Origin of the sequence: Pseudomonas sp. 3-2, from assembly GCF_019710535.1 — a bacterium.
In the GTDB taxonomy this organism is placed as follows: domain Bacteria; phylum Pseudomonadota; class Gammaproteobacteria; order Pseudomonadales; family Pseudomonadaceae; genus Aquipseudomonas; species Aquipseudomonas pharyngis.
Genome location: NZ_CP081200.1, coordinates 6,089,276 through 6,115,536, shown reverse-complemented (window position 1 = coordinate 6,115,536; position 26,261 = coordinate 6,089,276). Strand labels below are relative to the sequence as shown.

The window sequence follows — 26,261 nt, the reverse complement described above, 5'->3', positions numbered from 1 at the left end:
TGTCAGTCACGGTCTGGCGCTAATCGCGCATCTTAGGATCCAGGGGCATCAGACCCCGGACCAGGAACACAAGAATTAGAAACGAGAGGAGCGAAACATGAACAAGTCCACCTTGGCCCTGGCCGTGGCCGTAGGGGTTTTGGCGCAGCAGGCAGGCGCCGCCGGTTTCATCGAAGACAGCAAGGCCACTCTGGGTCTGCGTAACTTCTACATCAACACTGACAACCGCGATGGCGCTGGTGCCAACAAGAACGAAGAGTGGGGCCAAGGCTTCGATCTGCGTTTCATCTCCGGCTACACCCAAGGCACCGTAGGCTTCGGTATTGATGCCATCGGCCTGCTGGGCGTGCGTCTGGACTCGGGCGGCGGCACCAACGGCAACAGCGGCACCGCTTACGGCGGCACTGTGTTCCCGAGCGAGTCCAACGGCAAAGCAGTGGACAACTTCTCCAGCCTGGGTCTGACTGCCAAAGCCAAGATCTCCCAGACCGAACTGAAGCTGGGCACCCTGCAGCCGAAAAACCCGGTGATCGTGACCAACGACGGTCGTCTGCTGCCACAAACCTGGCAGGGCGGTCAGATCACTTCCGGCGAAATCAAGGACCTGACCCTGGTCGGTGGTCAGATCGAAGCCGTGAAAGGCCGTAACTCCAGCAACAACGAAAACCTGTCCATCGGCGGTGCAAACACCCGTGGCGCTGGCTTCCGTGACAGCAACAAGTTCATCTACGCCGGTGGCGACTACAAGATCACCAAAGACCTGACTGCCCAGTACTACTACGGCAACCTGGAAGACTTCTACAAGCAGCACTTCCTGGGTCTGGTACACAACTGGGCCATCGGCCCGGGCGTATTGAAGTCTGACTTCCGTTACTTCAACAGCTCCGACGACGGCAAGAACGGCACTGATCCGGCCTACTACAGCAGCGGCAACTACACCGGTTTCCGTTCCGGTCGTGGCGAAGTCGACAACAACCTGTACAGCGGCCTGTTCCTGTACACCGTTGAAGGTCACACCTTCGGTGGCGGTTACCAGGTTTCCAACGGCAGCTCCGACTTCCCTTGGCTGAACCAGGGCGACGGTTCGTCGAACTACACCATCACCGACATGCAGATCCAGAAGTTCGGTCGTGCCGGCGAGAAAACCTGGCAGGCTCGCTACTCGTATGACTTCGCTAAAGTCGGCGTACCTGGCCTGACCGCTGGTGTGGTTTACCTGAAAGGCGATTCGATCGACACCGTTGGCACCAACGGCCGCGAAAACGCTTCGAACCGTTCCGAGTGGGAACGCGACTTCACCATCGGTTACGTCGTACCGGAAGGTCCGTTCAAGAACGTCGGCCTGATGTGGAAAAACGCTGTATGGCGCACCGACCTGCCGAACACCCGTTCGCAGGACGAAAACCGCCTGATCGTCAGCTACTCGATCCCGCTGCTGTAATAGCGCGCTCCTGCACTGATGTAAAAAAGCCCCGTCCAGCATCGCGCCGGACGGGGCTTTTGCGTTTTCGGATCCGGCTCACCCCCGTAAGCCTTCCCCGATGTTCCCCTCTTTACAGCAACTCAAGGCCTTCTCGAACCTTGAGGGCGATGTTCGTCGCGATGCGGCGGGGCGTCCAGTGAACAGAAGTTTAATATTCAATATAGATATAAATATCTAGTTATTTATTCTTTTTCAGAAGATCGAATCCCGAGCTACAGTTGAGGTCTCCAACAACTCATCAGGAGCCGCACCATGAGCCTCAGACTTGGCGATATCGCCCCCGATTTCGAACAGGATTCCAGCGCCGGCAAGATTCGTTTCCACGAATGGCTGGGCGATAGCTGGGGCGTGCTGTTTTCCCACCCGGCGGACTTCACCCCGGTGTGCACCACCGAGCTGGGCTTCACCGCCAAACTCAAGGACGAGTTCACCCAACGCGGCGTGAAGGCCATTGCACTGTCGGTCGACCCGGTGGACTCGCACCACAAGTGGATCGAGGACATCAACGAAACCCAGAACACCATCGTCAACTTCCCGATCCTGGCCGATGCCGATCGCAAGGTGTCCGATCTGTATGATCTGATTCACCCGAACGCCAACGACACCCTGACCGTGCGTTCGCTGTTCGTGATCGATCCGAACAAGAAGATCCGCCTGACCATCACTTATCCGGCCAGCACCGGGCGCAACTTCCACGAGATCCTGCGGGTGATCGACTCGCTGCAGCTCACCGACAACTACAAGGTGGCCACCCCGGCCAACTGGCAGGACGGTGAAGAAGTGGTGATCGTGCCGTCGCTCAAGGACGAAGACGAAATCAAGCAGCGCTTTCCGAAAGGCTACCGCGCGGTGAAACCGTACCTGCGCCTGACCCCACAGCCGAACAAATAACCTACCTCGGATCGTTCCCACGCGGAGCGTGGGAACGATCCGTCACTAGGAACCACGATGCAGGGTTTCAGGCCGTTTTCACGGCCTGTTTTTTTGCCCGCTGCAAAGGGAAATACATATCTCCATAAAGAATAATCAAATGAATAAATATGATTTATGGATATATAAATCAGCTGGTAAGGTCACTCACATCGAAGCGAGATCGCAACCCGCGAATCGCCTGTAACGCGCAAGGAATTCTCTGAATGCTGGTCGTCTCACTCGGTGGCAGTCCCAGTCAACGTTCCCGCTCAGGGGTGTTGCTGGAACGCTCGCAACGCTGGTTGCAGCAGCAAGGGGTGGAAGTGGTGAGTTATCAGGTGCGGGACTTCCCGGCCGAAGACCTGCTTCACGCCCGCTTCGACAGCCCGAAGGTGCTCGACTTGCTGCAACAGATTGAAAACGCCGATGGCCTGCTGATCGCCACGCCGGTGTACAAGGCGTCGTTTTCCGGTGCCCTGAAGACCGTGCTGGATCTGCTGCCCGAGCGTGCGCTGAACCACAAGATTGTTTTACCGATGGCTACCGGCGGCAGCATCGCTCACATGCTGGTGGTCGATTACGCCCTCAAACCGGTGCTGTCGGCGTTGAAGGCCCAGGAAATGCTGCAAGGGATTTTTGCCGAGGACAGCCAGATCGCCTACGGCGAAGGCAGTGCCCAGGCCCAGTTGGCTCCGGCTCTGGAGCAGCGGTTGCATGAAGCGCTGGACCAGTTTGTCAGCGCCATGGCCCGCCGGCCGAAGCCGCTGGAGCCGGGGCTGCTGAACGAACGTTTGTTGAGTGCTCGCTGGAGCATTTGAGCCACACCGAAACTTGAAGTACTCACCTTACTCAGCCGCCAACGGCCAAGCAGGTGCAGCCAAAACCCAACAGCAAAAAGGAGAGCGCTATGCGCACTGTATTTTTGCGTCGTGGTCTGGTCGCTCTGTTTGCTGCGGCTGTGTCCTTCGGCGCCATCACTCAAGCTCAAGCTGAAACGCTACGAATCGGTTACCAGAAGTACGGCACTTTGGTGCTGCTCAAAGCCAAGGGCACCCTGGAAAAACGTCTCGCCGCCCAAGGCGTCGACGTGCAATGGACTGAATTCCCCGGCGGCCCGCAACTGCTCGAAGGCCTGAACGTCGGCTCGATCGACTTCGGCGTCACCGGCGAAACCCCGCCGGTCTTTGCCCAGGCGGCCGGTGCCGATCTGCTCTACGTCGCTTACGAGCCGCCAGCGCCAAACAGCGAAGCGATCCTCGTGCCGAAAGATTCGCCGATCAAATCGGTGGCGGATCTCAAGGGCAAGAAAGTCGCCCTGAACAAAGGCTCCAATGTTCACTACCTGCTGGTGCGTGCGCTGGAAGATGCCGGCCTCAAGTACACCGATATTCAAACCGTATTCCTGCCGCCGGCCGATGCCCGCGCCGCGTTCGAACGTGGCAGCGTCGACGCCTGGGTCATCTGGGACCCGTACCAGGCCGCCGCCGAGAAGCAACTGCAAGCGCACACCCTGCGTGACGGTAAAGGCATCGTCGACAACCACCAGTTCTACCTGGCGACCAAACCCTACGCACAGAAAAATCCCGAGGTGATCAAGACCCTCGTGGAAGAAGTGCGCGCCGTCGGCGAGTGGTCCAAGGCCAACCCGGAAGACGTGACTCAACAGGTATCGCCGCTGCTTGGCCTGCCGGCAGACATCACCCTGACCTCGGTGAAGCGCCAAGGCTACGGCGCGCTGTTCCTGACCCCGGAAGTGGTCGCCGCGCAACAGAAAATCGCCGACACCTTCTACCAGCTCAAGCTGATTCCCAAGCCGTTGAGCATCAAGGACGTGATCTGGACCCCACCGGCCGCAGTGGCCCAAAGCTCGGTCACCCAAGCCCAGTAAATCGAATCCCCAAGGAGACCACTCCATGAGCCTCAACATCTTCTGGTTCCTGCCTACCCACGGCGACGGCCATTACCTTGGCACCGCCGAAGGCGCCCGCGCCGTCGATCACGGCTATCTGCAACAGGTCGCGCAAGCGGCGGATCGTCTGGGTTTCGGTGGCGTACTGATTCCCACCGGCCGTTCCTGCGAAGACTCGTGGCTGGTGGCGGCCTCGCTGATCCCGGTGACCCAGCGTCTGAAGTTCCTTGTCGCCCTGCGCCCCGGGATCATTTCCCCGACGGTGGCAGCGCGTCAGGCAGCAACGCTGGATCGGTTGTCCGGCGGTCGTGCGCTGTTCAACCTGGTGACCGGTGGCGATCCGGAAGAGTTGGCCGGCGACGGTCTGTTCCTCGATCACGAAGCGCGCTACCAGGCCTCGGTGGAATTCACCCGGATCTGGCGCTGCGTGCTAGAAGGCGAAACCGTGGATTACGACGGCGAGCACATCAGCGTGAAGGGCGCCAAATTGCTCTATCCGCCAATCCAGCAACCGCGTCCGCCGCTGTATTTCGGTGGTTCTTCGGAAGCCGCGCAGGATCTGGCCGCCGAACAAGTGGAAATGGTCCTGACCTGGGGCGAGCCGCCCGCAGCCGTTGCCGAGAAAATCGAGCAGGTTCGCGCCAAGGCCACCAAGCTCGGTCGCACCGTGCGCTTCGGCATTCGTCTGCATGTGATCGTGCGGGAAACCAACGCCGAGGCCTGGCAAGCGGCAGATCGCCTGATCTCGCATCTGGACGACGACACCATCAAACGTGCCCAGGCTTCGCTGGCGCGGTTCGATTCGGTCGGCCAGCAGCGCATGGCCGCGCTGCACGGTGGCAGCCGCGACAACCTCGAAGTCAGCCCGAACCTGTGGGCGGGCGTCGGTCTGGTGCGCGGCGGTGCCGGGACGGCGCTGGTTGGCGACGGTCCGACCGTGGCTGCACGGGTGAAGGAATACGCGGATCTGGGCATCGATACCTTCATCTTCTCCGGTTATCCACACCTCGAAGAGTCGTATCGGGTGGCCGAACTGCTGTTCCCGCACCTCGACGTCGAGCGCCCGGAATTGCCGAAAAGCGCCGGTTACGTCAGCCCGTTCGGGGAGATGGTGGCCAACGACATTCTTCCCAAAGCCGCGTCCCAGAGCTGAGGCGCCGCCATGAAGAAATTTATCCACAGCCTCGCGCCCTGGGCGTTGCCGGTGTTGTTGCTGGCGGTGTGGCAGTTGTCGGTGTCGGCCGGTTGGCTGTCGACGCGGATTCTGCCGGCGCCGGTGGCGGTGATCGAAGCCGGCGTGAGCCTGGTGCGCAGCGGCGAAATCTGGACGCACCTGGCGATCAGCGGCTGGCGCGCCGCGCTGGGCTTCACCATCGGTGGCAGCATCGGCCTGGTGCTGGGTTTCATCACCGGCCTGTCGAAGTGGGGCGAACGCCTGCTCGACAGCTCGGTGCAGATGATCCGCAACGTGCCGCACCTGGCGCTGATTCCGCTGGTGATCCTGTGGTTCGGCATCGACGAGTCGGCGAAGATTTTCCTGGTGGCATTGGGCACCTTGTTCCCGATCTACCTCAACACCTATCACGGCATCCGCAACGTCGATCCGGCGCTGGTGGAAATGGCACGCAGTTATGGCCTGTCCGGCTTCAGCCTGTTCTGGCAGGTGATTCTGCCGGGCGCGCTGCCTTCGATTCTGGTCGGCGTGCGTTTCGCTCTGGGCTTCATGTGGCTGACGCTGATCGTGGCGGAAACCATCTCCGCGAGCTCCGGCATCGGTTATCTGGCGATGAATGCCCGCGAGTTCTTGCAGACCGATGTGGTGGTGCTGGCGATTCTGCTGTACGCGGTGCTCGGCAAACTGGCCGACCTTGCGGCCCGTGGACTTGAACGTGTGTGGCTGCGCTGGCATCCGGCGTATCAAGTGGCGAAAGGAGGTGCGGCATGACCGCTCAACAACCTCCACGCCTGCTGCGCGGGATTCCGCTGGCGGTGCGCAACCTGCAAAAGACTTTCGGCTCGCGGCAGGTACTGCGTGACATCGATCTGCACATTCCGGCAGGGCAGTTTGTCGCCGTGGTCGGGCGCAGCGGATGCGGCAAGAGCACATTTCTGCGCTTGCTTGCCGGCCTCGATCAACCCACTGGCGGCGATCTGCTCGCCGGTGCCGCACCGCTCAGCGATGCGCGGGATGACACCCGGTTGATGTTCCAGGAAGCGCGGCTGCTGCCGTGGAAGAAGATCATCGACAACGTCGGTCTCGGCCTCAAGGGCAACTGGCGTGCGCAAGCCTTGCAGGCGCTGGATGCGGTTGGCCTGGCGGATCGTGCAAATGAATGGCCGGCAGCGTTGTCCGGCGGACAGAAGCAGCGTGTGGCGCTGGCGCGAGCCTTGATCCATCAGCCGCGTCTGCTGTTGCTCGACGAGCCGTTGGGCGCACTGGATGCGCTGACTCGGATCGAGATGCAGCAACTGATCGAACGTCTCTGGCAACAGCACGGGTTCACCGTGTTGCTGGTGACCCACGATGTCAGCGAAGCGGTGGCGATTGCCGACCGGGTGATTCTGATCGAGGACGGCGAAGTCGGTCTCGACCTGCAAGTGGAGCTGCCGCGTCCTCGGGTGCGTGGCTCCCATCGCCTGGCCGCGCTGGAAACCGAAGTGCTCAACCGAGTGTTGTCCCTGCCCGGCGAGCCGCCGGCGCCGGAACCCGTTTCACCCTTGCCTACGCAACTGCGTTGGGCTCAATAACTCAAGCAAACGACAGGAATCAATGCCATGACTATCAAAGCCATCAACGTACGCAACCAGTTCAAAGGCGCGATCAAGGAGATCGTTCTCGGCGACGTGCTGTCGGAAATCGACGTGCAGACCGCTTCCGGCATCGTCACTTCGGTGATCACCACCCGTTCGGTCAAGGAGCTGGAACTGGAGGTCGGCAGCGAAGTGATCGCCTTCGTGAAATCCACCGAGGTGTCCATCGCCAAGTTGTAAGCCTGTGAGTAAAAAACAACCCCGAAGGGTGTGAGCCCTTCGGGGTTTATTGTGTCTGACTGGAAATCGGCGGTGCGGCCTTCGCGAGCAAGCCCGCTCCCACAGGGGATGGTATTCCAAATGTGGGAGCGGGCTTGCTCGCGAAGAGGCCGATCAGGACGCTAGAGAATTCTCTTGGGCAGATAGGGCGGAAGATACAGCCCGATATAGGCATCGAACACCCGCATGCCTTCCTCGGCCATGCGCGGGGTGATCTGTCCGTGCTGCTGCACCGAGCGGGCGTAGACGCGGTCGCCCAGTTCCATGGCCAGTGCGAACACATCGACGTCATCCGGTAGTCGCGGCAGTTCGAAGTGATGATCGAACAGCTTGTGCATCAGGTCGCCGAGTTCGAGGTCGTGCTGGCGGTCGGCCTGGGTGACTTCGGTGAGGCCGTGCTGCGCGAGGATCAGTTGGCGGGCGGCGGCATCCTCGCCATAGATCTCCAGCATCCGCTCTTCGACCAGCCGCGACAGGTCGCGCCAGTCGCGCAGGGCATCGTGATCGATCGGTGCTTGCAGGCAGGCACGGAAGGCCGCGTGCACATCGGCGGTCAGCGCTTCGAGCAGTGCCGGGACGCTGGCGAAGAAGTGGTAGACCGAGGAGGGCGGAATCTGTGCGCGCTCGGCCACGCTGTAGATCGACAGGCTCGCCACGCCCTCGGCGGCCAGCAGCGTGCGCGCGGCGTCGAGTATCGAATCGATCCGCGCCTGACTGCGGGCACGGGGTTTGCGGACGGGGGCGGGACGCGTCATGAAAGTCTCCTGCGGGGCAGCGGGCATTGTACGAGCCGGCTCTTGTGTTGTCTTGTCGGCCGCTTTCGGGAGCAGGCCCCCTCCCACGGGGTATCTCCTGTGAGATGAAATTTTCTGTTCGCAGGAGATGGAGATTCATTGTGGGAGCGGGCTTGCTCGCGAACCGCCGCAGGCGGCCATAAAAAAAACGCCGCTGGCTGCGATAGCCGACGGCGTTCTTTTTGGCGCTGCAATCCGCTTAAACGGTATGCAGGTACCAGTTGTACTCGAGGTCGGAGATGGAGTGTTCGAACTCCTCCAGCTCGCTCTCTTTACAGGCGACGAAGATATCGATGTATTTCGGATCGATGTACTTGGCCATCACCTCGCTGTCGTCCAGCTCGCGCAGGGCATCGCGCAAGTTGTTCGGCAGGCTCTGCTCGTTCTGCTCGTAGCTGTTGCCTTCGGTGGGAGGCGGCGGCTCGATCTTGTTGGTCAGGCCGTGATGTACGCCCGCCAGCACCGAAGCCATCAGCAGGTAAGGGTTGGCGTCAGCGCCGGCCACGCGGTGTTCCAGACGGACCGCGTCGGCGGAGCCGGTCGGTACGCGCAGGGCCACGGTGCGGTTGTCCAGGCCCCAGCTCGGCGAGTTCGGCACGTAGAACTGTGCGCCGAAACGACGGTAGGAGTTGACGTTCGGGCAGAGGAAAGCCATCTGCGCGGGCAGGGTCTCGAGCACACCGCCGATCGCGTGACGCAGCGCGGCGTTCTGCTCGGGATCCTCGCTGGCAAAAATGTTTTTGCCTTCTTTGTCGAGAACCGAAATGTGGACGTGCAGACCGTTGCCTGCCTGGCCCGGATACGGCTTGGCCATGAAGGTGGTGTCCATTTCATGGTCGTAGGCGATGTTCTTGATCAGACGCTTGAGCAGGACGGCGTAGTCGCATGCCTTGATCGGGTCGGCGACGTGGTGCAGGTTCACTTCGAACTGCGCCGGGGCACTTTCCTTGACGATGGCGTCGGCCGGGATGCCTTGCTCTTTGGCGCCTTCCAGAATGTCCTGGAGGCAGTCGACGTATTCGTCGAGGTCGTCGATCAGGTAGACCTGGGTCGAATGCGGGCGTTTGCCGGAGATCGGCGAGCGTGGCGGCTGAGGGCGGCCGTTCACGTTTTCCTGGTCGATCAGGTAGAACTCGAGTTCGAACGCGGCGCAGATGGTCAGGCCGAGCTCGTCAAACTTTGCGACAACTTGACGGAGCACTTCGCGCGGGTCGGCGAAGAAAGGGTCACCTTCGAGTTCGTGCATGGTCATCAACAGTTGCGCGGTCGGGCGCTTCTGCCATGGCTCGTTGCACAGGGTATCGGGGATTGGATAGCAGATACGGTCGGCGTCGCCGATGTCCAGGCCCAGGCCGGTGCTTTCCACCGTGGAGCCATTGATATCCAGAGCAAATAGAGAGGCCGGCAGGTTGATGCCTTTCTCGTAAACCTTGTGGAGGCTGGTGCGTTCGATGCGCTTGCCGCGCACCACACCATTCATATCCGCAATCAGAAGGTCAACGTACAGAACCTCAGGATGTTCCTTAAGGAACGCGTTCGCTTCGTTAAGCTGAACGGCACGCGGGGGTACCGACATGATGCAACACCTTTGTTGTTAAAAATATCAATCATTGATCTTTTCTGGTTTCAGTCAACCCGAACGGCCTGCCGAAGTCAAGCGAGGCCTTTTGTGCCCTGAAAAAGCGCCGCGAGGGCGTTTATGGGGCACTTTGGGGCATTTTTTTATCCGTGAAGGACGCGCCACCCGCAGGCTTGAGCAGGCCGTGTTGTATTTTTTACGGGGGTGTTGTGTAAAAAAATGAACAAGGCTAAGCTCCGATCAAACCCATAACAGCAATAATACCGGGGTGCTTCATGTCTCGCCTGCCGTTAATCGGCGTCACCGACTGCTCTTTGCAGTCCGGTCTGCATGCTTATCACATCAGTGGCGACACGTCCGTCCACAGCGCGGCCAGCAAGGCCTGCAACGTGTCAGCGATCTCCAGATCCATGGCAGATCGAGCGGCAGCGTCCGATATTCTGGACGTGTGCGAGGGCATCCTCTTTAGCGGTTCTCCTTTCAATATAGATCTCTTTCCCTCTCCCGGCCTGCACCGCGTCCGTCGTCGTGCCCGTGATTCTGCACGCCCGGGATGTGCACAGGAAATGCAACGCCAGCGTAAAGGGCAGGTAAGCTCCTCCTTCATTGTCTATGCGCGGTGCCGGGCGTAAGCCGGCACTGCGCGCAAGCAAGGCCCTTTAACGCGACGCCTGGTGCGTCAAACATTGCCTGACATCTGTCAGGAGACTCAGCCCAGAGGCATTTATGAGTAACAACCTCGACCAGCTCACCGATTGGTTGAAAGACCACAAGATCACAGAAGTCGAATGCATGATCGGCGACTTGACCGGCATTACCCGGGGCAAGATCTCGCCGACCAACAAGTTCATCGCCGAAAAAGGCATGCGCCTGCCAGAGAGCGTTCTGTTGCAGACCGTGACCGGCGACTACGTCGAAGACGACATCTATTACGAACTGCTCGACCCGGCCGACATCGACATGATCTGCCGTCCCGACCAGAACGCCGTGTACCTGGTGCCATGGGCCATCGAGCCGACCGCCCAGGTGATCCACGACACCTACGACAAGCAAGGCAACCCGATCGAGCTGTCGCCGCGCAACGTCCTCAAGAAAGTCCTGAAACTCTACGCCGACAAGGGCTGGCAGCCGATCGTGGCGCCGGAAATGGAGTTCTACCTGACCAAGCGCAGCGACGACCCCGACTATCCGTTGCAGCCGCCAGTCGGCCGCTCCGGGCGCCCGGAGATCGGTCGTCAGTCGTTTTCCATCGAAGCGGCGAACGAATTCGATCCGCTGTTCGAAGACGTCTACGACTGGTGCGAATTGCAGGAGCTGGACCTCGACACGCTGATCCACGAGGACGGCACGGCGCAGATGGAAATCAACTTCCGTCACGGCGATGCCCTGTCGCTGGCCGACCAGATTCTGGTGTTCAAGCGCACCATGCGTGAGGCCGCCCTCAAGCACAACGTGGCCGCGACTTTCATGGCCAAGCCGATGACCGGCGAGCCGGGCAGTGCGATGCACCTGCACCAGAGCATCATCGACATCGAGACCGGCAAGAACGTGTTTTCGAATGAAGACGGAACCATGAGCCAACTGTTCCTGCACCACATCGGTGGCCTGCAGAAACTGATCCCGGAATTGCTGCCGCTGTTCGCCCCGAACGTCAACTCGTTCCGCCGCTTCCTGCCGGACACCTCGGCGCCGGTGAACGTGGAGTGGGGCGAAGAAAACCGCACCGTGGGCCTGCGTGTCCCGGATGCCGGCCCGCAGAACCGTCGGGTGGAAAACCGCCTGCCGGGCGCCGACGCCAACCCGTACCTGGCGATTGCCGCGAGCCTGCTCTGCGGCTACATCGGCATGGTCGAAGGCATCAACCCGAGCGCGCCAGTGGTGGGCCGTGGTTACGAGCGCCGCAACCTGCGCCTGCCGCTGACCATCGAAGACGCCCTGGAGCGTATGGAAAACAGCGCGACCATCGAGAAATACCTGGGCAAGACCTTCATCACCGGCTACGTCGCGGTCAAGCGAGCCGAGCATGAAAATTTCAAGCGCGTGATCAGTTCGTGGGAGCGGGAATACCTGCTGTTCGCCGTCTGATGCGCCCGGCGCGGCGGTCGAACGCCGCGCCTTCACCGATAACAAGGAGAATTGGCATGACCAGCAACAACCCGCAAACCCGTGAGTGGCAAGCCCTCAGCAGCGATCACCACCTGGCCCCGTTCAGCGACTTCAAGCAGCTGAAAGAGAAAGGCCCGCGGATCATCACCAATGCCAAGGGCGTGTACCTCTGGGACAGCGAAGGCAACAAGATTCTCGACGGCATGGCCGGCCTTTGGTGCGTGGCGATCGGCTACGGTCGCGATGAACTGGCCGACGCCGCCGCCAAGCAGATGCGCGAGCTGCCTTATTACAACCTGTTCTTCCAGACCGCCCACCCGCCGGCGCTGGAACTGGCCAAGGCCATCGCCGACGTGGCGCCAGAAGGCATGAACCACGTGTTCTTCACCGGCTCCGGCTCCGAAGGCAACGACACCATGCTGCGCATGGTTCGCCACTATTGGGCGATCAAGGGCCAGCCGAACAAGAAAGTCATCATCAGCCGCAAGAACGGCTATCACGGTTCCACCGTGGCCGGCGCGAGCCTGGGCGGCATGACGTATATGCACGAGCAGGGCGATTTGCCGATTCCGGGCATCGTCCACATTGCTCAGCCGTACTGGTTCGCCGAAGGCGGCGACATGACCCCGGAAGAGTTCGGGATCTGGGCGGCCAATCAGCTGGAAGAGAAGATTCTGGAAGTCGGCGTGGACAACGTCGGTGCCTTTATTGCCGAGCCGATCCAGGGCGCCGGCGGCGTGATCATTCCGCCCGACACCTACTGGCCGCGCATCAAGGAAATCCTCGCCAAGTACGACATCCTGTTCGTGGCCGACGAAGTGATCTGCGGTTTCGGCCGTACCGGCCAATGGTTCGGCAGCGATTTCTACGACCTCAAGCCACACATGATGACCATCGCCAAAGGCCTGACGTCCGGCTACATCCCGATGGGTGGCCTGATCGTGCGTGACGAAGTGGTGGCGGTGCTCAACGAGGGTGGCGATTTCAACCACGGCTTCACCTACTCCGGTCACCCGGTGGCGGCGGCGGTGGGTCTGGAAAACATCCGGATTCTGCGCGAAGAGAAAATCATCGAACGCGCCCATGAAGAAACGGCACCGTATTTGCAGAAACGTCTGCGCGAACTGAACGATCACCCGTTGGTGGGTGAAGTGCGCGGAGTCGGTCTGCTGGGGGCCATCGAGCTGGTGCAGGACAAGGCCACTCGCAAGCGTTACGAAGGCAAGGGTGTGGGCATGATCTGCCGCCAGTTCTGCTTCGACAACGGGCTGATCATGCGTGCCGTGGGCGACACCATGATCATCGCGCCGCCGCTGGTGATCAGCAAGGCGGAGATCGACGAGCTGGTGACAAAGGCACGCAAGTGCCTGGACCTGACCCTGAGTGCGTTGCAGGGCTAAGTGCTAGGCTCTGAGCGATGGAGCTGTTGCGCTGTCGCTCGGAGCTGTCAGAAAGGCTGGTCTTTTCTTGAAAGACCGCCTCGGATCTTGCCAGACTAGCCGCGGTTCCAGTTGTCCGGGTTCGGCCGCTGAACAAAGTGGTTCAAAAAAGAAAAATTTGGAGCATTAACGCATGAAGGCATTAGGCAAAAAGCTCGCTGGCAAGACTCTGCTCGCCATGTCCCTGATGGGCGTGATGGCGGGTGCGGTTCAGGCGGACGACAAGGTGTTGCACGTTTACAACTGGTCCGACTACATCGCGCCGGACACGGTTGCCAATTTCGAAAAAGAGACGGGCATCAAGGTCGTCTATGACGTTTTCGACAGCAACGAAACCCTGGAAGCCAAGCTGCTGGCCGGCAAATCCGGTTACGACATCGTGGTGCCTTCCAACAACTTCCTGGCCAAGCAGATCAAGGCCGGTGTTTATCAGGAACTGGACAAGTCCAAGCTGACGAACTGGAAGAACCTCGACGAAGACCTGCTCAAGGCCGTTGGCGACGCCAGCGACCCGGGCAACAAGCACGCGTTCCCGTACATGTGGGGTTCGATCGGCATCGGCTACAACCCGGCCAAGGTCAAGGCCGCGCTGGGCATCGACAAGATCGATTCCTGGGACATCGTGTTCAAGCCTGAAAACATCGAGAAGCTGAAAAGCTGCGGCGTGAGCTTCCTCGACGCGCCGACCGAAATGATTCCGGCGGCTCTGCACTATCTGGGCAAGCCGACCAACAGCAAGGACAAGGCTGACCTGAAAGCCGCCGAAGACCTGTTCCTCAAGATCCGTCCTTCGGTGGCTTACTTCCATTCCTCGAAGTACATCTCGGACCTGGCCAACGGCAACATCTGTGTAGCGGTCGGCTACTCGGGTGACCTGGAACAATCCAAGACCCGCGCCAAGGAAGCCGGTGACAAGGTCAAACTGGCCTACACCATTCCAAAAGAAGGTGCCGGTACTTTCTACGACATGGTCGCCATTCCAAAGGATGCCGAAAACGTCGAAGCCGCCTACAAGTTCATGAACTACCTGCTCGAGCCGAAAGTGATGGCCGAAATCACCAACGCCGTGCGTTTCCCGAACGGCAACAAGGCGGCCACCGCCCTGGTGGACAAGGAAATCACCAGCGATCCGAGCATTTACCCTTCGGCTGAAGTGAAGAAGCAGCTCTATGCGATCAGCGATCTGGACGCAGCGACCCTGCGCCTGATCACTCGCAGCTGGACCAAGATCAAATCGGGTAAATAAGCCGGTTTGAAGTAGCTATCGCTGGCCGCCGCCTTCACCCGGGCGGTCAGCGGTGCAATTAAATGACAGAAAGTTTTGCTGGAACGGTTTTTCGAAGGTAAGTTGCGCGCCGGTTTTGTTGCCGGGCAACCGTGACTGTCATGCAGCACGGGGCAACTTGGGCCCAACTAAATCAGAGGACCTCCACTTGCCTATTTTTTCTTCTTTGCGCAATGCCCTGCTGGCCGCTGCCGGCCTGACGTTCGCTGTCGGTGCCCAAGCCGCCGGTACTGTGCATATTTATAACTGGTCGGATTACATCGGCGAGACCACCCTGGCCGATTTCCAGAAAGAAACCGGGATCAAACCGGTCTACGACGTGTTCGACTCCAACGAAACCCTGGAAGGCAAACTGCTCGCCGGGCGTACCGGTTACGACGTGGTCGTGCCGTCGAACCACTTCCTCGGCAAGCAGATCAAGGCGGGCGCTTTCCAGAAGCTCGACAAGGCGCAGCTGCCGAACTATTCCAACCTTGATCCGGTGCTGCTCAAGCGCCTGGAACAGAACGATCCGGGCAACCTGTACGCCGTGCCGTACCTGTGGGGCACCAATGGCATCGGCTACAACGTCGACAAAGTGAAAGCCGTGCTCGGCGTCGACAAGATCGACTCCTGGAGCGTGCTGTTCGAGCCGGAGAACATCAAGAAGCTGCACAGCTGCGGCGTGGCGTTCCTCGATTCGGCCGATGAAATGATGCCGACCGTGCTCAACTACATGGGCCTGAACGCCAACAGCACCAATCCCAAGGATTACGAGAAGGCCACGGCCAAGTTGCTGGCGGTGCGTCCTTACGTGACCTACTTCCATTCCTCGAAATACATCGGTGACCTGGCCAACGGCGACATCTGCGTGGCCATCGGTTTCTCCGGCGACATCTTCCAGGCGAAGAATCGTGCCGAAGAAGCCAAGAAAGGCGTGAACATCGCCTACTCGATCCCGAAAGAGGGCGGCGCGCTGTGGTTCGACATGCTGGCGATTCCGAAGGATTCGGCCAACGTCAAAGAGGCCCACGCCTTCATCAACTATTTGCTGAAACCTGAGGTGATCGCCCAGGTCAGTGATTACGTCGGTTACGCCAACCCCAACCCGGGTTCGGACAAGCTGATGGAGCAGTCCATCCGCACCGATGAGTCGGTTTATCCACCGCAGGCGGTGCTCGACAAGACCTACGTGTCGATCGAGCTGCCACCGAACATTCAGCGTTTGATGACCCGCAGCTGGACCAAGGTCAAGTCGGGTAAATAGCGTCAACGTACCAACTATCCTGGGTTCGTCTTGCGTGGGCGGACTGCACTCTTTTTTTCTGGGAGTTTCGTAAATGGCAGTTGCCTCCGGCGCCTATAAGAAAGCCCTCGAGGGCGACCAGACACCGAAACAGGTGCTGGTCAAAATCGACCGGGTCACGAAGAAGTTCGACGAGACGGTTGCCGTGGACGATGTGTCCCTGGAAATCAAGAAGGGCGAAATCTTTGCCCTGCTCGGCGGTTCGGGATCGGGCAAATCCACTCTGCTGCGGATGCTGGCAGGGTTCGAACGGCCCACGGAGGGGCGCATTTTCCTCGACGGCGTCGACATCACCGACATGCCGCCGTACGAGCGACCGATCAACATGATGTTCCAGTCCTACGCCCTGTTCCCGCACATGACCGTGGCGCAGAACATCGCCTTCGGCCTGCAACAGGACAAGATTCCCAAGGCCGAGATCGACGCCCGCGTGGCCGAGATGCTCAAGCTGGTGCAGATGAGCCAGTACGCCAAGCGCAAGCCGCACCAGCTGTCCGGCGGCCAGCGGCAGCGTGTGGCGCTGGCCCGTTCGCTGGCCAAGCGGCCGAAGCTGCTGCTGCTCGACGAGCCGATGGGCGCACTGGATAAAAAACTGCGTTCGCAGATGCAGCTGGAGCTGGTGGAGATCATCGAGCGCGTCGGCGTGACCTGCGTGATGGTGACCCACGACCAGGAAGAGGCCATGACCATGGCCGAGCGCATCGCGATCATGCACCTGGGCTGGATCGCCCAGATCGGCAGCCCGATCGACATCTACGAAACCCCGACCAGCCGTCTGGTCTGCGAATTCATCGGCAACGTGAACATCTTCGAAGGCGAAGTGATCGACGACGCCGAAGGCCACGCGACCATCACCTGCAAGGACCTCGACCGGCAGATCTACGTCGGCCACGGCATCAGCACCTCGGTGCAGGACAAGTCCGTGACCTACGCGATCCGTCCGGAAAAACTGCTGGTCACCGCCGATCAGCCGACCTGCGAGTACAACTGGTCAAGCGGCAAGGTGCATGACATCGCCTACCTCGGCGGTCACTCGGTGTTCTACGTCGAATTGCCGAGCGGCAAGCTGGTGCAGTCGTTCGTGGCCAACGCCGAGCGCCGTGGCGCACGTCCGACCTGGGGCGATCAGGTCTACGTGTGGTGGGAAGACGACAGCGGCGTGGTACTTCGCTCATGAACATGCGCAAATTCAAACGCCGGCTCAATCGAATAATTCCCGGTGGCCGCCAACTGGTCATCGGGGTCCCGTTCATCTGGCTGTTCCTGTTCTTCATGCTGCCGTTCTTCATCGTCCTGAAGATCAGCTTCGCCGAAGCGGACGTGGCCATCCCGCCGTACACCGAGATCTACACCTACGCCGAGCAGAAGCTGCAACTGCTGCTGAACCTGGGCAACTACGCGATGCTCGGCGATGACGAGCTGTACATCGCCGCCTACCTCGGCTCGCTGAAGATGGCGTTTTTCAGCACGTTGTTGTGCCTGTTGATCGGCTACCCCATGGCCTACGCCATCGCCAGCGCCCGCAAAGAGCTGCAAACGGTGCTGGTGCTGCTGATCATGATGCCGACCTGGACCGCGATCCTGATCCGCGTCTATGCGTGGATGGGCATCCTCAGCAACAACGGCCTGCTCAACGGCTTCCTGATGAGCATGGGTTTGATCGACGAGCCGCTGCAGATCCTCAACACCAACCTGGCGGTGTACATCGGCGTCGTCTACTCGTATCTGCCGTTCATGATCCTGCCGCTGTACGCCAACCTGGTGAAGCACGACACCAGCCTGCTAGAGGCCGCTTCCGACCTGGGTTCTAGTACCTTCAACAGCTTCTGGAAAATCACCGTACCGCTGTCCAAGAACGGCATCATCGCCGGCTGCATGCTGGTGTTCATCCCGGTGGTGGGCGAGTTCGTGATCCCGGAACTGCTGGGCGGTCCGGAAACCCTGATGATCGGTAAAGTGCTCTGGCAAGAGTTCTTCAACAACCGTGACTGGCCGGTGGCGTCCGCCCTGGCGGTGGTGATGCTGGCGATCCTGATCGTGCCGATCATCCTGTTCAACCGCAGTCAGGCCAAGGAAATGGAGGGTAAAGAATGAAGCGCTTCCGTTTCTCCAGCCTGATGCTGGTGCTCGGCCTGTTGTTCATCTACCTGCCGATGCTGATCCTGGTGATCTACTCGTTCAACGCCTCGAAACTGGTAACGGTGTGGGGCGGCTGGTCGGTGAAGTGGTACGTCGGCCTGCTCGACAACTCGCAACTGATGGGCTCGGTGGTGCGCTCGCTGGAAATCGCCTGCTACACCGCGATTGCCGCCGTGGCGCTGGGGACGCTGGCAGCCTTCGTGTTGACCCGCATCACCCGCTTCAAGGGCCGCACGCTGTTCGGCGGCCTGGTCACTGCGCCGCTGGTCATGCCTGAGGTGATTACCGGTCTGTCGCTGTTGCTGCTGTTCGTGGCCATGGCGCAGATGATCGGCTGGCCGCAGGAGCGCGGCATCGTCACCATCTGGATCGCTCACACCACATTCTGTGCGGCGTATGTGGCGGTGGTGGTGTCGGCCCGTCTACGTGAGCTGGATCTGTCGATCGAAGAAGCGGCGATGGATCTGGGTGCGCGGCCGTGGAAGGTGTTCTTCCTGATCACCATCCCGATGATCGCGCCGTCGCTGGCGGCGGGCGGCATGATGTCGTTCGCCCTGTCGCTGGATGACCTGGTATTGGCGAGCTTCGTCTCCGGCCCGGGTTCGACGACCCTGCCGATGGAAGTGTTCTCGGCGGTGCGCCTGGGCGTGAAGCCCGAGATCAACGCCGTGGCCAGCCTGATTCTGCTGGCGGTGTCGCTGGTGACCTTCCTGGTCTGGTTCTTCAGCCGCCGTGCCGAAGAAGCCCGCAAGAAAGCGATTCAGCAGGCCATCGAAGAAGGTGCTGCGGATTCGTGGAAGCAACCGGACGTGCGCCGGGCGCCGACGCCGGAAGCGGCTTAAGTCTGCGGACACAAAAAACCTCGCGACCGGAAACGGTCGCGAGGTTTTTTTATGCCGGTCAGGAAACCCAGGGCGACTGGCGAATCACCTCGACGAAGTTCATCGGCTTGAACCCCGGCACCTGATCCTTCAGCACATCGGTCTTCACATTGCCGAACGTGGTCTGCGGACGATGACGCAAGCCATCGGCGAACGCGCAGATGATGCACTCCTTGAAGCCTTCGCCCCGTGGATGCGCATGCACCACTGCTTCGCGCTGCACCGTGGTGAACGCCGCGTAGTCCATGCCCAGCACGTCCATCTCGACGCCCGCCGTCACCAGCGCCACGGTCGGACGCAGATGCTTCGGCACTCCCGGCGTGGTGTGCAGGGCGATCGACAGCCACACCTGCTCGATGTCGTCATCGCTCAACCCGTACGGTTTGAGAAACGCTGCGGCTGCGTTGGCACCATCGACTTCGAAGCGCTCGTCGTCGCTGCGGTGCCCTTCGACCAGGCCCAGGTCGTGGAACATCGCGCCGACGTACAGCAACTCCGGATCGTAGGCCAGTTGCTTGCGTTCGCCGCTCAAGGCACCGAACAGAAACACCCGGCGCGAGTGGTGGTAAAGCAGATCGGATTCGATGTCGCGAATGTATTCGGTGGTGGCCCGGGCGAGGGTGCTGTCGGGGATCCGGATACCGGCAATGGTCGTGGTCATGTTGAGCTTCCTCGTCGAAAACGCCGTCACGGCGCTGATGGAGAAAGTCTGTTCCCGGGGGGCAGACCGGACAATCGATCCATGGCTGCGATCCTTGCCATTGCACCTGCAAATCGTGCCAGCTCGCTTCTGCGGCGAGGATTGGCTAGGGTTGGCGCTGATCCGCCATTCCCCGGGAGTCGAGATTGCCATGAACAGAACCGTCGCCATCGTGGTGTTTCCCGGCGTGCAGGCGCTGGACGTCAGCGGGCCGATGGATGTGTTCGCCGAGGCCAACCGCTTCCTGGCGCCGGAGGATCACTACCGGCTCGACGTGATCGGCGTCGAGCGCGGGCCGATGGCGTGTTCCAACGGGCTGACCCTGAGTGCGAATCGGCACTTCAGCGACGTGCAGGACGCTTACGACCTACTGCTGGTGGCAGGCGGGCCGCAGTTGCCGTTCCTGGATTTCGGCGAGACGTTCGATGCCTGGCTGCGCGAGGCCTGTGGGCGGGCGCGGCGTTTTGGCTCGATCTGCAACGGCGCGTTCATGCTCGCCCGTGCAGGATTGCTGGACGGGCGCACGGTCACCACTCACTGGAATGACGCCGAGGCACTGGCGCAGTTGTGCCCGTCGAGCCGGGTCGAGGCTGATCGGTTGTACGTCGAGGACGGTCAGCTCTACACCTCGGCGGGGGTGACGGCGGGGATCGATCTGTCGCTGTACCTGCTGGCGCGTGATCACGGGGCCGAGGTGGCGCTGAGCGTGGCCAAGCGGCTGGTGGTGTTCACCCAGCGCTCCGGCGGGCAGTCGCAATTCAGTCCGTTCCTCACGCCCCATGCCGAGCCGACGTCGGCGGTGGCGATGGTGCAGCTGTATGTGCTGGCCAATCTCACCGGCGACCTGACCATCGCCGACCTGGCGAATGCCGCGAACATGAGTGCGCGGAATTTCTCTCGGGTGTTTGCCAGGGAGGCGAAAGTCACCCCGGCGGAGTTCGTCGAACGGGCGCGGGTGGATGCGGCGCGGGTGATGCTCGAAAGCACCACGGCGCCGCTGAAGACGGTGGCGTATCAGTGCGGGTTTCGCGATGCGCAACATATGCGCAGCGTGTTCAACCGGCGGCTGGGGGTGACGCCGCAGCAGTTTCGGTTGAATTTTGCGGCGATGGTTTGAGCGACACCTATTGCGCCGCTCGCGCCGGCAACAGCTTCAAGGTACTGCGCGTATTCGCCGTCACCTCTTCATCACTGAAATGCGCCTGCACATACATCCCGTCCACATACGCGTCTGCCTGATCGTCATAGTGGCTGTCGAACGGCACGCCACTCTGGCCGACCGGGTTGATCGTCAGGCTGTGAGCGGGATCTGCGAAGTCCACCAGCCGCCGAGTCGACGGGCCGTAGGTCACCGGCCACGGCGCCGGGCCGATCTTCGCCGAGAGGTTGTTCGGCACTTCATGGGAGCCCGGTGCGGCGAACGGGCCGACGTTGAAAATGCGGTCCAGCGGCTTCTGCTGGCCCAGCGGATGACCATGGGTCAGCGTATGGGCCTTGCCCCATTGCCAGCCGGAAGCGTCGTCGCCGAGGGTCGATTTCAGGTGCGTCATGCTGGCCTGCCACGCGCTGCGCACGGTGTCGACGCGGGTCTCCTTGTTTGGCGTGCCGCGGTTGTCCCACCACGGCGAATCGGCATTCGCCGCCAGCCGGGGCAGGGCGGCATCGATCACTCGGGTCGACAGCAGGGTTTCGAAGAAATCATTGCCCAGCTCATCGCGCATTGCCGCGTCGGCGAGGTTGAACAGGAACTGGTTGAACACCGTCGCACTGACCGAATCCAGCGGGTAGTCGCCTTGCCATATGGCCAGTTGTTCGATCAGCTTCTGCTCGGCAGGATTGCCCGCCACCTCGCGCAGCACCGGCAGCAACGGCGCCAGCAGACGCGGGCCGTAACCGGTGGTAGTGCCCAGTTGCAGCTTCTGGTTGGCCTCGTTGTCCCACTTCACGTTCTTGTCGGCGAGCTGGCGGTTGAGCTGCTGGCCACGGTCGGCGAGGTTGTAGTAACCGGGAATCTCCATGCCGGTCGGTGACACCGGCTGGAAGTTGGCCGAGACGATATAGCCCCGCGCCGGGTTCTCTTCCTGTGGGTTGGCGCTGAACGGGAAGTAACCGTCCTTGTCCGCCTGATTGCTGCTGCCGTCGAGAATGAAGCCAGGCTTCACGCCGGCCGGACGCTTGGGCAGCAGCGCCGAGGCCCACCAGGCGATATCGCCCTTGGCGTTGGCGTAGACGATGTTCAGTCCCGGTGCCTGCACCTTGGCCGCTGCGGCGCGGGCCTTGGCCAGAGTGTCGGCGCGGTTGAGCTGGTAGAAACCTTCAAGGATCGGATTCGGTGTTTCGAGAAACGCCCACCACATCGCAATCGGGGTTTTTCCGGCGGCGCTGCCGAGGGCGTCGTTGACGATCGGCCCGTGGGGCGACTGGCGCAGGGTGATGGTCGCCGGGGCCTGGCCTTTCACCGCGATCTGCTGCTCGGTCTTGACCATGTCGGTCCACTGGCCGCGATACCAGACCTGATCCGGGTTGTCCGGATTGACCTTCTCGGCGATCAGATCGAGGTCATCGTTCTGGAACATGGTCAGGCTCCAGCCGAAATCCAGGTTATGGCCGAGAAACGCGAACGGCACCAGCGCCTGATGATGGCCGTACAGTTCAAACCCCGGCGCCGATAACTGCGCTTCGTACCATACCGACGGCACCGAGAAGCGGATGTGCGGATCGCCCGCCAGTAAAGGCTTGGCGCTCTTGCTGTGACTGCCGGCGATCACCCAGGCGTTGCTGCCTTCGAATTGCGGCAGGCCGTTGTCGATCAGCGCCTGTTGGCTGACGCGGGCGAGGGTGTTCAGGTCTTTCCAGTCTTCGGCGGCGAGGGCCGGTACGGTGCCGGCGTGGCCCTTGGCGAGCACGCCCTTGGGTTGCCAGTCGAGGTCGAAGACGTTGAGGTAGTCGGCGCCCAGTTGATCGCGCACGTAGGTCAGCAGCGGTTCAGTGCGAAACGCTGCGGCAAAGCTGTAGGCCATGTAGCCGGCGACGCTGATGCTGTCCTCGGCGGTGAACGGCCGCTTGGGGATGCCCAGAACGTCGAACTCGATGGGGGCGGCGTGCGAGTCCTGATATTGATTGATGCCGTCCAGATAGGCTTGCAGGGCCTTCCACGCCGGTGACTGCTTGTCGAGGCTGGCCACGTAACTGGCGGCACGTTCGCGGATGCGCAGGCTGCGGAACAGCTTGTCGGTGTCGAGCAGTTTCGGCCCGAGCACTTCGGCCAGTTCGCCCCGGGCGAGACGGCGCATGGCCTCCATCTGAAACAGGCGATCCTGGGCGTGGACATAGCCGAGGGCGCGATAGAGGTCGGTTTCGTTTTCAGCGCGGATGTGCGGCACACCGCGCTCGTCGTAACGCACAGTCACCGAACCTTGCAGGTTGCCCAACTCCACCTGGCCCTGACGCGTCGGTTGCTTGCTGTAGAGGTAGCCGCCGACCCCGATGGCGGGAATGACGATCAGCAACGCAAGTACGGTCAGGCCTTTTTTCATGAAAAATCTGCTCCCTGTCGTTCTATTTATATGAAGGCATTGATGGTGCTGATCTAGTTGAAGATCGCAACCGGGATTTCATAACACAGTATTTCTTGAATAGGAAGTTTCCTTCAGGTTTTCGGGAAGTGCACTACAAGTTTGTTGTTGCGGCGTTTAACAGGGCGGGCCTATAAAAGACCTTGAGAAAAAGCAGGGGACGAAAACGAAGTTAGCGAATTCAATACATGGAATAACTGACATGGAGAAGTCGTATGAGTGATATTGAAAATTATCTTGGACCTCACAGGCAGACCGGGCCGGGCAGATATGAACTGGCTCCCATACCGGTTCGGGACAGGGCTCCGTCTCGATTGGGGCAGGGTGGGTTTTTCTCGGGAAATTGGGGGTTGAATGAAGCACCGCATAGAGGGACGGGTCAAGGGTCTGGGAAACTTGATCCGTTAACTCCCTTTATCTGGAATGATTTGATGCAGGAGCAGCAGAATGCTCAGGCATATATTGATTTTGAGTATGCTGGAGTATTCAGCAATATTCTGGCGGCTTCAAATAATGAAGTGGAACAGGCCAGGCAAACAGCCAGTGCAGGACTTTCTCCGGCGCAAAAGGTCAAGGCCGATCAGGAAGTAACCATTCAGGTTATTCATTCAAAGTTGTCGGAGTATCGGGCTCATACCGAGACCGCTTACTCGTTGTATGGACATAATCCATTTTTCCTGATGAAGGATTTATCCTTCAAAAAGATACGCGACAGTCTGGCATCGCCCAATCCGGATGTGTCCGTCGCCTACGCCGCGATTGACAGGGCATACCGTTCGGCAATGGAGCTCCGGCGCCTTTCATGGGTGATGGCCATTATCGCCAATCAACTTCCGGAACTGGCCGCAAGAAGAAGCCAGGTTGAGGCCGCGACGCCAACCACGAGGGACGCCCAGCAGATTCTTTCTGCCGAAAGGCTATCCGTGGTGAATCTGGAAACGAATATCCGCCTGCATTTCCTGCCGGTTTTTCTGGTTGAAAGAATCGCCGCTGCAGCGGGCTCAACCGGATGCAGTCTCTCTCAAACACTCACAAATTATAAAATTGCAGCGGACAACATCCGTGCTGTCGAGCAGGCAGCCGTCCGGCCTTATGCAATCGCCAATCCGGCGATCAACGCCCCGTTGAGCAAGCCTGAGCTCGAAGCGCTGAAGAACCTGGTGGACTTGCAGGCCACGACCGAACTGGGCAAGCGCTGGCAGGACTATCACGCGTCACTCCTGCACTCGGAAAGTGCCCGGCATATGGCAGCGGCGGCGGACGTATTTGCCGGTCTGATCGCCCGCGCCCAAGAGGCGGAGCGTCTGCAGGAGCAGATACGCATTGCTCGTGAGCAGGAAGCCCGGCATTTGCTGGAACAGGCACGTATTGCCGCCGAAGCAGAGGCAAGGCGCCTTGCCGAGGAACAAGCGCGCATAGCGGCAGAGGCCATTCGCAACGCCCATACCTTCCGCGCGCCAGGTGCCGCTTCGGCGACAGGGCCGTTGTTCATGACGTCAGCTGGAGTCGTGGCAGTTGCCGAGGCCGCTGCGGCCAGTCTGCAAGCTACCGTTCGCGGCGCCATCGCGGGCTTGGGCAGTCTTGCTGCGAGTGTCGGGGCTGGCGCGGTCGTCGGTGTTTCAGCGTTGGTCTACTCGTCGAAACTGGGCAACGGCGAATTGCCGGACCGTTACGCCTTCAGCACGCCGCTGTCGGACCTCGCGCCAGATTTCGCACCCGATCTGCACGCCATCGCGGCGGCTGGCGGTACGGTTGACGTGCCTTTCCGCGTCAGTTCAAAGACCGACGCGAACGGGCAGTCAGAGGTTTTTGTCGTCAAGACTGATGGGCGGAATATTCCGTCAGCGGTCAGGGTGGTGGCGGCCTCCTACGACACCGAACGCAACGTCTACACCGCGACCACCTCCGATGTTCCACCACGCACCCTGACGTGGACCCCGATCGTCAATCCGGGAAACAACTCGACGACCTCACCGGCCGGGCAGCCGGATGTGCCTGCCTATACTGGGGCGACGGTGGTCCCGGTAGAGGGACGCCTCGATTCGTTCCCGGGCGTTTTCGAAGCCGGATTCGATGACTATGTGCTGGTGTTCCCGCAGGACTCCGGGCTGCCACCGAACTACACGATGTTTCGGGATCGGCGGGAGGATCCGGGCGTCGCGTCAGGTGTGGGGCAGGCGGTATCGGGCAACTGGCTCGGGAGTGCATCGCAGGGCGAAGGCGCGCCGGTGCCGGCGCAGATTGCCGATCAGTTGCGAGGGCGGGAGTTCAGGAATTTTCGGGCGTTTCGGGAGGCGTTTTGGAAGGCGGTGGCTGGGGATCCGGAGTTGGCGGCTCAGTTTCAAAAACAGAGCCGTTCTACGATGGAGAAAGGAAAATCACCCTACGTTTCAAAAGTGGAGCGGGCAGGAGAAGCAGTGAAATTTGAGTTGCATCACAAGATAAGAATCTCAAAAGGCGGTAGTGTTTATGGTCTTGAAAACATTCGGATAGTTACTCCTCGGCGTCATAAGGAAATTCATAAGGCGGAGAGTCGGTATGAGTGATAAGTTGATTTCTGAGTATACGGAAAAAGAGTTTTTGGATTTCGTGGTTGAGATTTGTGATAGTGGGGCTAGAACGGAAGAGGAAGATGTTAAGTTGATTTTTGAGTTCGAGCGATTGACTGAACATCCAGATGGTTCGGATTTGATCTACTATCCACGGAACGATAGAGAGGATAGCCCGGAAGGTATTGTGAAAGAAGTCAAAGAGTGGCGGGCTGCCAATGGAAAGCCAGGGTTTAAAAATTGATTTATTAAATTAGTACGGTGCTCCTGGCATCATTTTGTCAGGAGTGCCATTTCTGAGGGCGAGGAAGTGTTAGATATTTCAGACTATACGGAAGCGGAGTTTTGAATTTTGTAATTTCAATTTGTGATGCTAGTGCTCGAACAGAGGAGGAAGATGTAAAGCTGGTATTGGAATTCAGGCGGTTAACAGAGCATCCGGACGGCTCGGATCTGATCTACTACCCCAGAGATGATAGGGATGACAGTCCTGAAGGGATTGTAAAGGAGGTTAAAGAATGGCGCGCTGCTAATAACAAGCCCGGATTCAGGACGGTTTAGTTTTCAACTCTCAATATGTCTCCGGCGTCTTTGG

The 26,261-nt window shown here is 60.1% G+C and carries 23 protein-coding genes and 1 pseudogene; 20 read left to right on the top strand and 4 right to left on the bottom strand.

Annotation, left to right across the window (positions count from 1 at the left end):
- The first annotated feature begins 97 nt into the window (after nucleotides 1–97).
- The 8 genes from K3819_RS27845 to K3819_RS27810 all read left to right on the top strand — a co-directional run bounded on the left by K3819_RS27845 (nucleotide 98) and on the right by K3819_RS27810 (nucleotide 7,295).
- Nucleotides 98–1,441: an OprD family porin gene (locus tag K3819_RS27845; RefSeq protein ID WP_064600252.1), complete on the top strand. Its 1,344-nt coding sequence runs from the start codon at nucleotides 98–100 to the stop codon at nucleotides 1,439–1,441.
- Nucleotides 1,442–1,735: 294 nt separating this feature from the next.
- Complete coding sequence (locus K3819_RS27840) at nucleotides 1,736–2,374, top strand: peroxiredoxin (RefSeq protein ID WP_007951774.1); 639 nt, start codon at nucleotides 1,736–1,738, stop codon at nucleotides 2,372–2,374.
- A 245-nt stretch (nucleotides 2,375–2,619) separates the two neighbouring features.
- A complete protein-coding gene (gene ssuE / locus K3819_RS27835; protein ID WP_011336454.1) occupies nucleotides 2,620–3,213 on the top strand; it encodes an NADPH-dependent FMN reductase in 594 nt (197 codons plus the stop codon).
- 89 nt (nucleotides 3,214–3,302) lie between these two features.
- Nucleotides 3,303–4,283: a sulfonate ABC transporter substrate-binding protein gene (locus tag K3819_RS27830; protein ID WP_007953529.1), complete on the top strand. Its 981-nt coding sequence runs from the start codon at nucleotides 3,303–3,305 to the stop codon at nucleotides 4,281–4,283.
- 25 nt (nucleotides 4,284–4,308) lie between these two features.
- Nucleotides 4,309–5,457, top strand: coding sequence for an FMNH2-dependent alkanesulfonate monooxygenase (gene ssuD / locus K3819_RS27825; RefSeq protein ID WP_221398300.1), 1,149 nt, complete (start codon nucleotides 4,309–4,311; stop codon nucleotides 5,455–5,457).
- Nucleotides 5,458–5,466: 9 nt separating this feature from the next.
- Nucleotides 5,467–6,249, top strand: a complete 783-nt coding sequence (gene ssuC, locus K3819_RS27820) for an aliphatic sulfonate ABC transporter permease SsuC (RefSeq protein ID WP_011336451.1) — start codon at nucleotides 5,467–5,469, stop codon at nucleotides 6,247–6,249.
- Nucleotides 6,246–7,052 (top strand): aliphatic sulfonates ABC transporter ATP-binding protein, encoded by an 807-nt coding sequence (gene ssuB, locus K3819_RS27815; RefSeq protein ID WP_064600238.1) that lies wholly within the window; start codon nucleotides 6,246–6,248, stop codon nucleotides 7,050–7,052. The genes ssuC and ssuB overlap by 4 nt, the downstream gene beginning before the upstream one ends.
- Nucleotides 7,053–7,079: 27 nt before the next feature.
- Entirely contained in the window at nucleotides 7,080–7,295 is a 216-nt protein-coding gene (locus K3819_RS27810) for a molybdopterin-binding protein (protein WP_007953520.1), read from the top strand.
- Nucleotides 7,296–7,456: 161 nt separating this feature from the next.
- On the opposite strand, the gene K3819_RS27805 is transcribed toward K3819_RS27810, so the two are convergent.
- Both K3819_RS27805 and K3819_RS27800 read right to left on the bottom strand, forming a co-directional pair.
- A complete protein-coding gene (locus K3819_RS27805; protein WP_039765384.1) occupies nucleotides 7,457–8,089 on the bottom strand; it encodes a TetR/AcrR family transcriptional regulator in 633 nt (210 codons plus the stop codon).
- Nucleotides 8,090–8,327: 238 nt separating this feature from the next.
- Nucleotides 8,328–9,704, bottom strand: coding sequence for a glutamine synthetase family protein (locus K3819_RS27800; protein ID WP_039765386.1), 1,377 nt, complete (start codon nucleotides 9,702–9,704; stop codon nucleotides 8,328–8,330).
- A gap of 278 nt (nucleotides 9,705–9,982) precedes the next feature.
- Between K3819_RS27800 and K3819_RS29830 the strand changes: the two are divergent.
- The 8 genes and pseudogenes from K3819_RS29830 to K3819_RS27760 form a co-directional block, all read left to right on the top strand.
- Nucleotides 9,983–10,061: pseudogene (locus tag K3819_RS29830) on the top strand (gamma-glutamyl-gamma-aminobutyrate hydrolase family protein); the annotation flags it as partial.
- Between the two features lie 372 nt (nucleotides 10,062–10,433).
- Nucleotides 10,434–11,792, top strand: coding sequence for a glutamine synthetase family protein (locus tag K3819_RS27790; protein ID WP_007953514.1), 1,359 nt, complete (start codon nucleotides 10,434–10,436; stop codon nucleotides 11,790–11,792).
- A gap of 56 nt (nucleotides 11,793–11,848) precedes the next feature.
- Nucleotides 11,849–13,213, top strand: a complete 1,365-nt coding sequence (locus K3819_RS27785) for an aspartate aminotransferase family protein (RefSeq protein ID WP_011336447.1) — start codon at nucleotides 11,849–11,851, stop codon at nucleotides 13,211–13,213.
- A 172-nt stretch (nucleotides 13,214–13,385) separates the two neighbouring features.
- Nucleotides 13,386–14,498 (top strand): polyamine ABC transporter substrate-binding protein, encoded by a 1,113-nt coding sequence (locus K3819_RS27780; RefSeq protein WP_011336446.1) that lies wholly within the window; start codon nucleotides 13,386–13,388, stop codon nucleotides 14,496–14,498.
- A 187-nt stretch (nucleotides 14,499–14,685) separates the two neighbouring features.
- Complete coding sequence (locus tag K3819_RS27775; RefSeq protein ID WP_041475453.1) at nucleotides 14,686–15,783, top strand: polyamine ABC transporter substrate-binding protein; 1,098 nt, start codon at nucleotides 14,686–14,688, stop codon at nucleotides 15,781–15,783.
- Between the two features lie 73 nt (nucleotides 15,784–15,856).
- Nucleotides 15,857–16,999 (top strand): ABC transporter ATP-binding protein, encoded by a 1,143-nt coding sequence (locus K3819_RS27770; protein ID WP_007953506.1) that lies wholly within the window; start codon nucleotides 15,857–15,859, stop codon nucleotides 16,997–16,999.
- 35 nt (nucleotides 17,000–17,034) lie between these two features.
- A complete protein-coding gene (locus K3819_RS27765; protein ID WP_170844921.1) occupies nucleotides 17,035–17,916 on the top strand; it encodes an ABC transporter permease subunit in 882 nt (293 codons plus the stop codon).
- Nucleotides 17,913–18,803, top strand: a complete 891-nt coding sequence (locus K3819_RS27760) for an ABC transporter permease subunit (RefSeq protein ID WP_007953503.1) — start codon at nucleotides 17,913–17,915, stop codon at nucleotides 18,801–18,803. Before K3819_RS27765 ends, K3819_RS27760 begins: the two co-directional genes overlap by 4 nt.
- Nucleotides 18,804–18,861: 58 nt before the next feature.
- Here the strand turns inward: K3819_RS27760 and K3819_RS27755 are convergent, their stop codons facing one another.
- The gene (locus K3819_RS27755; RefSeq protein ID WP_221398299.1) at nucleotides 18,862–19,503 is read right to left on the bottom strand and encodes an HD domain-containing protein; all 642 of its coding nucleotides are present in this window, start codon (nucleotides 19,501–19,503) and stop codon (nucleotides 18,862–18,864) included.
- Between the two features lie 190 nt (nucleotides 19,504–19,693).
- On the opposite strand from K3819_RS27755, the gene K3819_RS27750 reads away from it, so the two are divergent.
- Entirely contained in the window at nucleotides 19,694–20,659 is a 966-nt protein-coding gene (locus tag K3819_RS27750) for a GlxA family transcriptional regulator (RefSeq protein ID WP_221398298.1), read from the top strand.
- A 7-nt stretch (nucleotides 20,660–20,666) separates the two neighbouring features.
- On the opposite strand, the gene K3819_RS27745 is transcribed toward K3819_RS27750, so the two are convergent.
- Entirely contained in the window at nucleotides 20,667–23,078 is a 2,412-nt protein-coding gene (locus K3819_RS27745; protein ID WP_221398297.1) for a penicillin acylase family protein, read from the bottom strand.
- Nucleotides 23,079–23,548: 470 nt separating this feature from the next.
- On the opposite strand from K3819_RS27745, the gene K3819_RS27740 reads away from it, so the two are divergent.
- The 3 genes from K3819_RS27740 to K3819_RS27730 all read left to right on the top strand — a co-directional run bounded on the left by K3819_RS27740 (nucleotide 23,549) and on the right by K3819_RS27730 (nucleotide 26,227).
- On the top strand, nucleotides 23,549–25,663 hold the full coding sequence (locus K3819_RS27740; protein WP_260329013.1) for an S-type pyocin domain-containing protein: 2,115 nt from the start codon (nucleotides 23,549–23,551) through the stop codon (nucleotides 25,661–25,663).
- Nucleotides 25,656–25,910 (top strand): bacteriocin immunity protein, encoded by a 255-nt coding sequence (locus K3819_RS27735; protein WP_085612019.1) that lies wholly within the window; start codon nucleotides 25,656–25,658, stop codon nucleotides 25,908–25,910. The genes K3819_RS27740 and K3819_RS27735 overlap by 8 nt, the downstream gene beginning before the upstream one ends.
- Before the next feature lie 101 nt (nucleotides 25,911–26,011).
- Nucleotides 26,012–26,227 (top strand): bacteriocin immunity protein, encoded by a 216-nt coding sequence (locus K3819_RS27730; RefSeq protein WP_409348313.1) that lies wholly within the window; start codon nucleotides 26,012–26,014, stop codon nucleotides 26,225–26,227.
- The last annotated feature ends 34 nt before the right edge of the window (nucleotides 26,228–26,261 follow it).

Excerpts from the sequence above, each read along its gene's own strand:
- K3819_RS27845 (WP_064600252.1), top strand. The coding sequence starts at position 98 with ATGAACAAGTCCACCTTGGCCCTGGCCGTGGCCGTAGGGGTTTTGGCG.
- K3819_RS27840 (WP_007951774.1), top strand. The coding sequence starts at position 1,736 with ATGAGCCTCAGACTTGGCGATATCGCCCCCGATTTCGAACAGGATTCC.
- ssuE (WP_011336454.1), top strand. The coding sequence starts at position 2,620 with ATGCTGGTCGTCTCACTCGGTGGCAGTCCCAGTCAACGTTCCCGCTCA.
- K3819_RS27830 (WP_007953529.1), top strand. The coding sequence starts at position 3,303 with ATGCGCACTGTATTTTTGCGTCGTGGTCTGGTCGCTCTGTTTGCTGCG.
- ssuD (WP_221398300.1), top strand. The coding sequence starts at position 4,309 with ATGAGCCTCAACATCTTCTGGTTCCTGCCTACCCACGGCGACGGCCAT.
- ssuC (WP_011336451.1), top strand. The coding sequence starts at position 5,467 with ATGAAGAAATTTATCCACAGCCTCGCGCCCTGGGCGTTGCCGGTGTTG.
- ssuB (WP_064600238.1), top strand. The coding sequence starts at position 6,246 with ATGACCGCTCAACAACCTCCACGCCTGCTGCGCGGGATTCCGCTGGCG.
- K3819_RS27810 (WP_007953520.1), top strand. The coding sequence starts at position 7,080 with ATGACTATCAAAGCCATCAACGTACGCAACCAGTTCAAAGGCGCGATC.
- K3819_RS27805 (WP_039765384.1), bottom strand. The coding sequence starts at position 8,089 with ATGACGCGTCCCGCCCCCGTCCGCAAACCCCGTGCCCGCAGTCAGGCG.
- K3819_RS27800 (WP_039765386.1), bottom strand. The coding sequence starts at position 9,704 with ATGTCGGTACCCCCGCGTGCCGTTCAGCTTAACGAAGCGAACGCGTTC.
- K3819_RS27790 (WP_007953514.1), top strand. The coding sequence starts at position 10,434 with ATGAGTAACAACCTCGACCAGCTCACCGATTGGTTGAAAGACCACAAG.
- K3819_RS27785 (WP_011336447.1), top strand. The coding sequence starts at position 11,849 with ATGACCAGCAACAACCCGCAAACCCGTGAGTGGCAAGCCCTCAGCAGC.
- K3819_RS27780 (WP_011336446.1), top strand. The coding sequence starts at position 13,386 with ATGAAGGCATTAGGCAAAAAGCTCGCTGGCAAGACTCTGCTCGCCATG.
- K3819_RS27770 (WP_007953506.1), top strand. The coding sequence starts at position 15,857 with ATGGCAGTTGCCTCCGGCGCCTATAAGAAAGCCCTCGAGGGCGACCAG.
- K3819_RS27760 (WP_007953503.1), top strand. The coding sequence starts at position 17,913 with ATGAAGCGCTTCCGTTTCTCCAGCCTGATGCTGGTGCTCGGCCTGTTG.
- K3819_RS27755 (WP_221398299.1), bottom strand. The coding sequence starts at position 19,503 with ATGACCACGACCATTGCCGGTATCCGGATCCCCGACAGCACCCTCGCC.
- K3819_RS27750 (WP_221398298.1), top strand. The coding sequence starts at position 19,694 with ATGAACAGAACCGTCGCCATCGTGGTGTTTCCCGGCGTGCAGGCGCTG.
- K3819_RS27745 (WP_221398297.1), bottom strand. The coding sequence starts at position 23,078 with ATGAAAAAAGGCCTGACCGTACTTGCGTTGCTGATCGTCATTCCCGCC.
- K3819_RS27740 (WP_260329013.1), top strand. The coding sequence starts at position 23,549 with ATGCAGGAGCAGCAGAATGCTCAGGCATATATTGATTTTGAGTATGCT.
- K3819_RS27735 (WP_085612019.1), top strand. The coding sequence starts at position 25,656 with ATGAGTGATAAGTTGATTTCTGAGTATACGGAAAAAGAGTTTTTGGAT.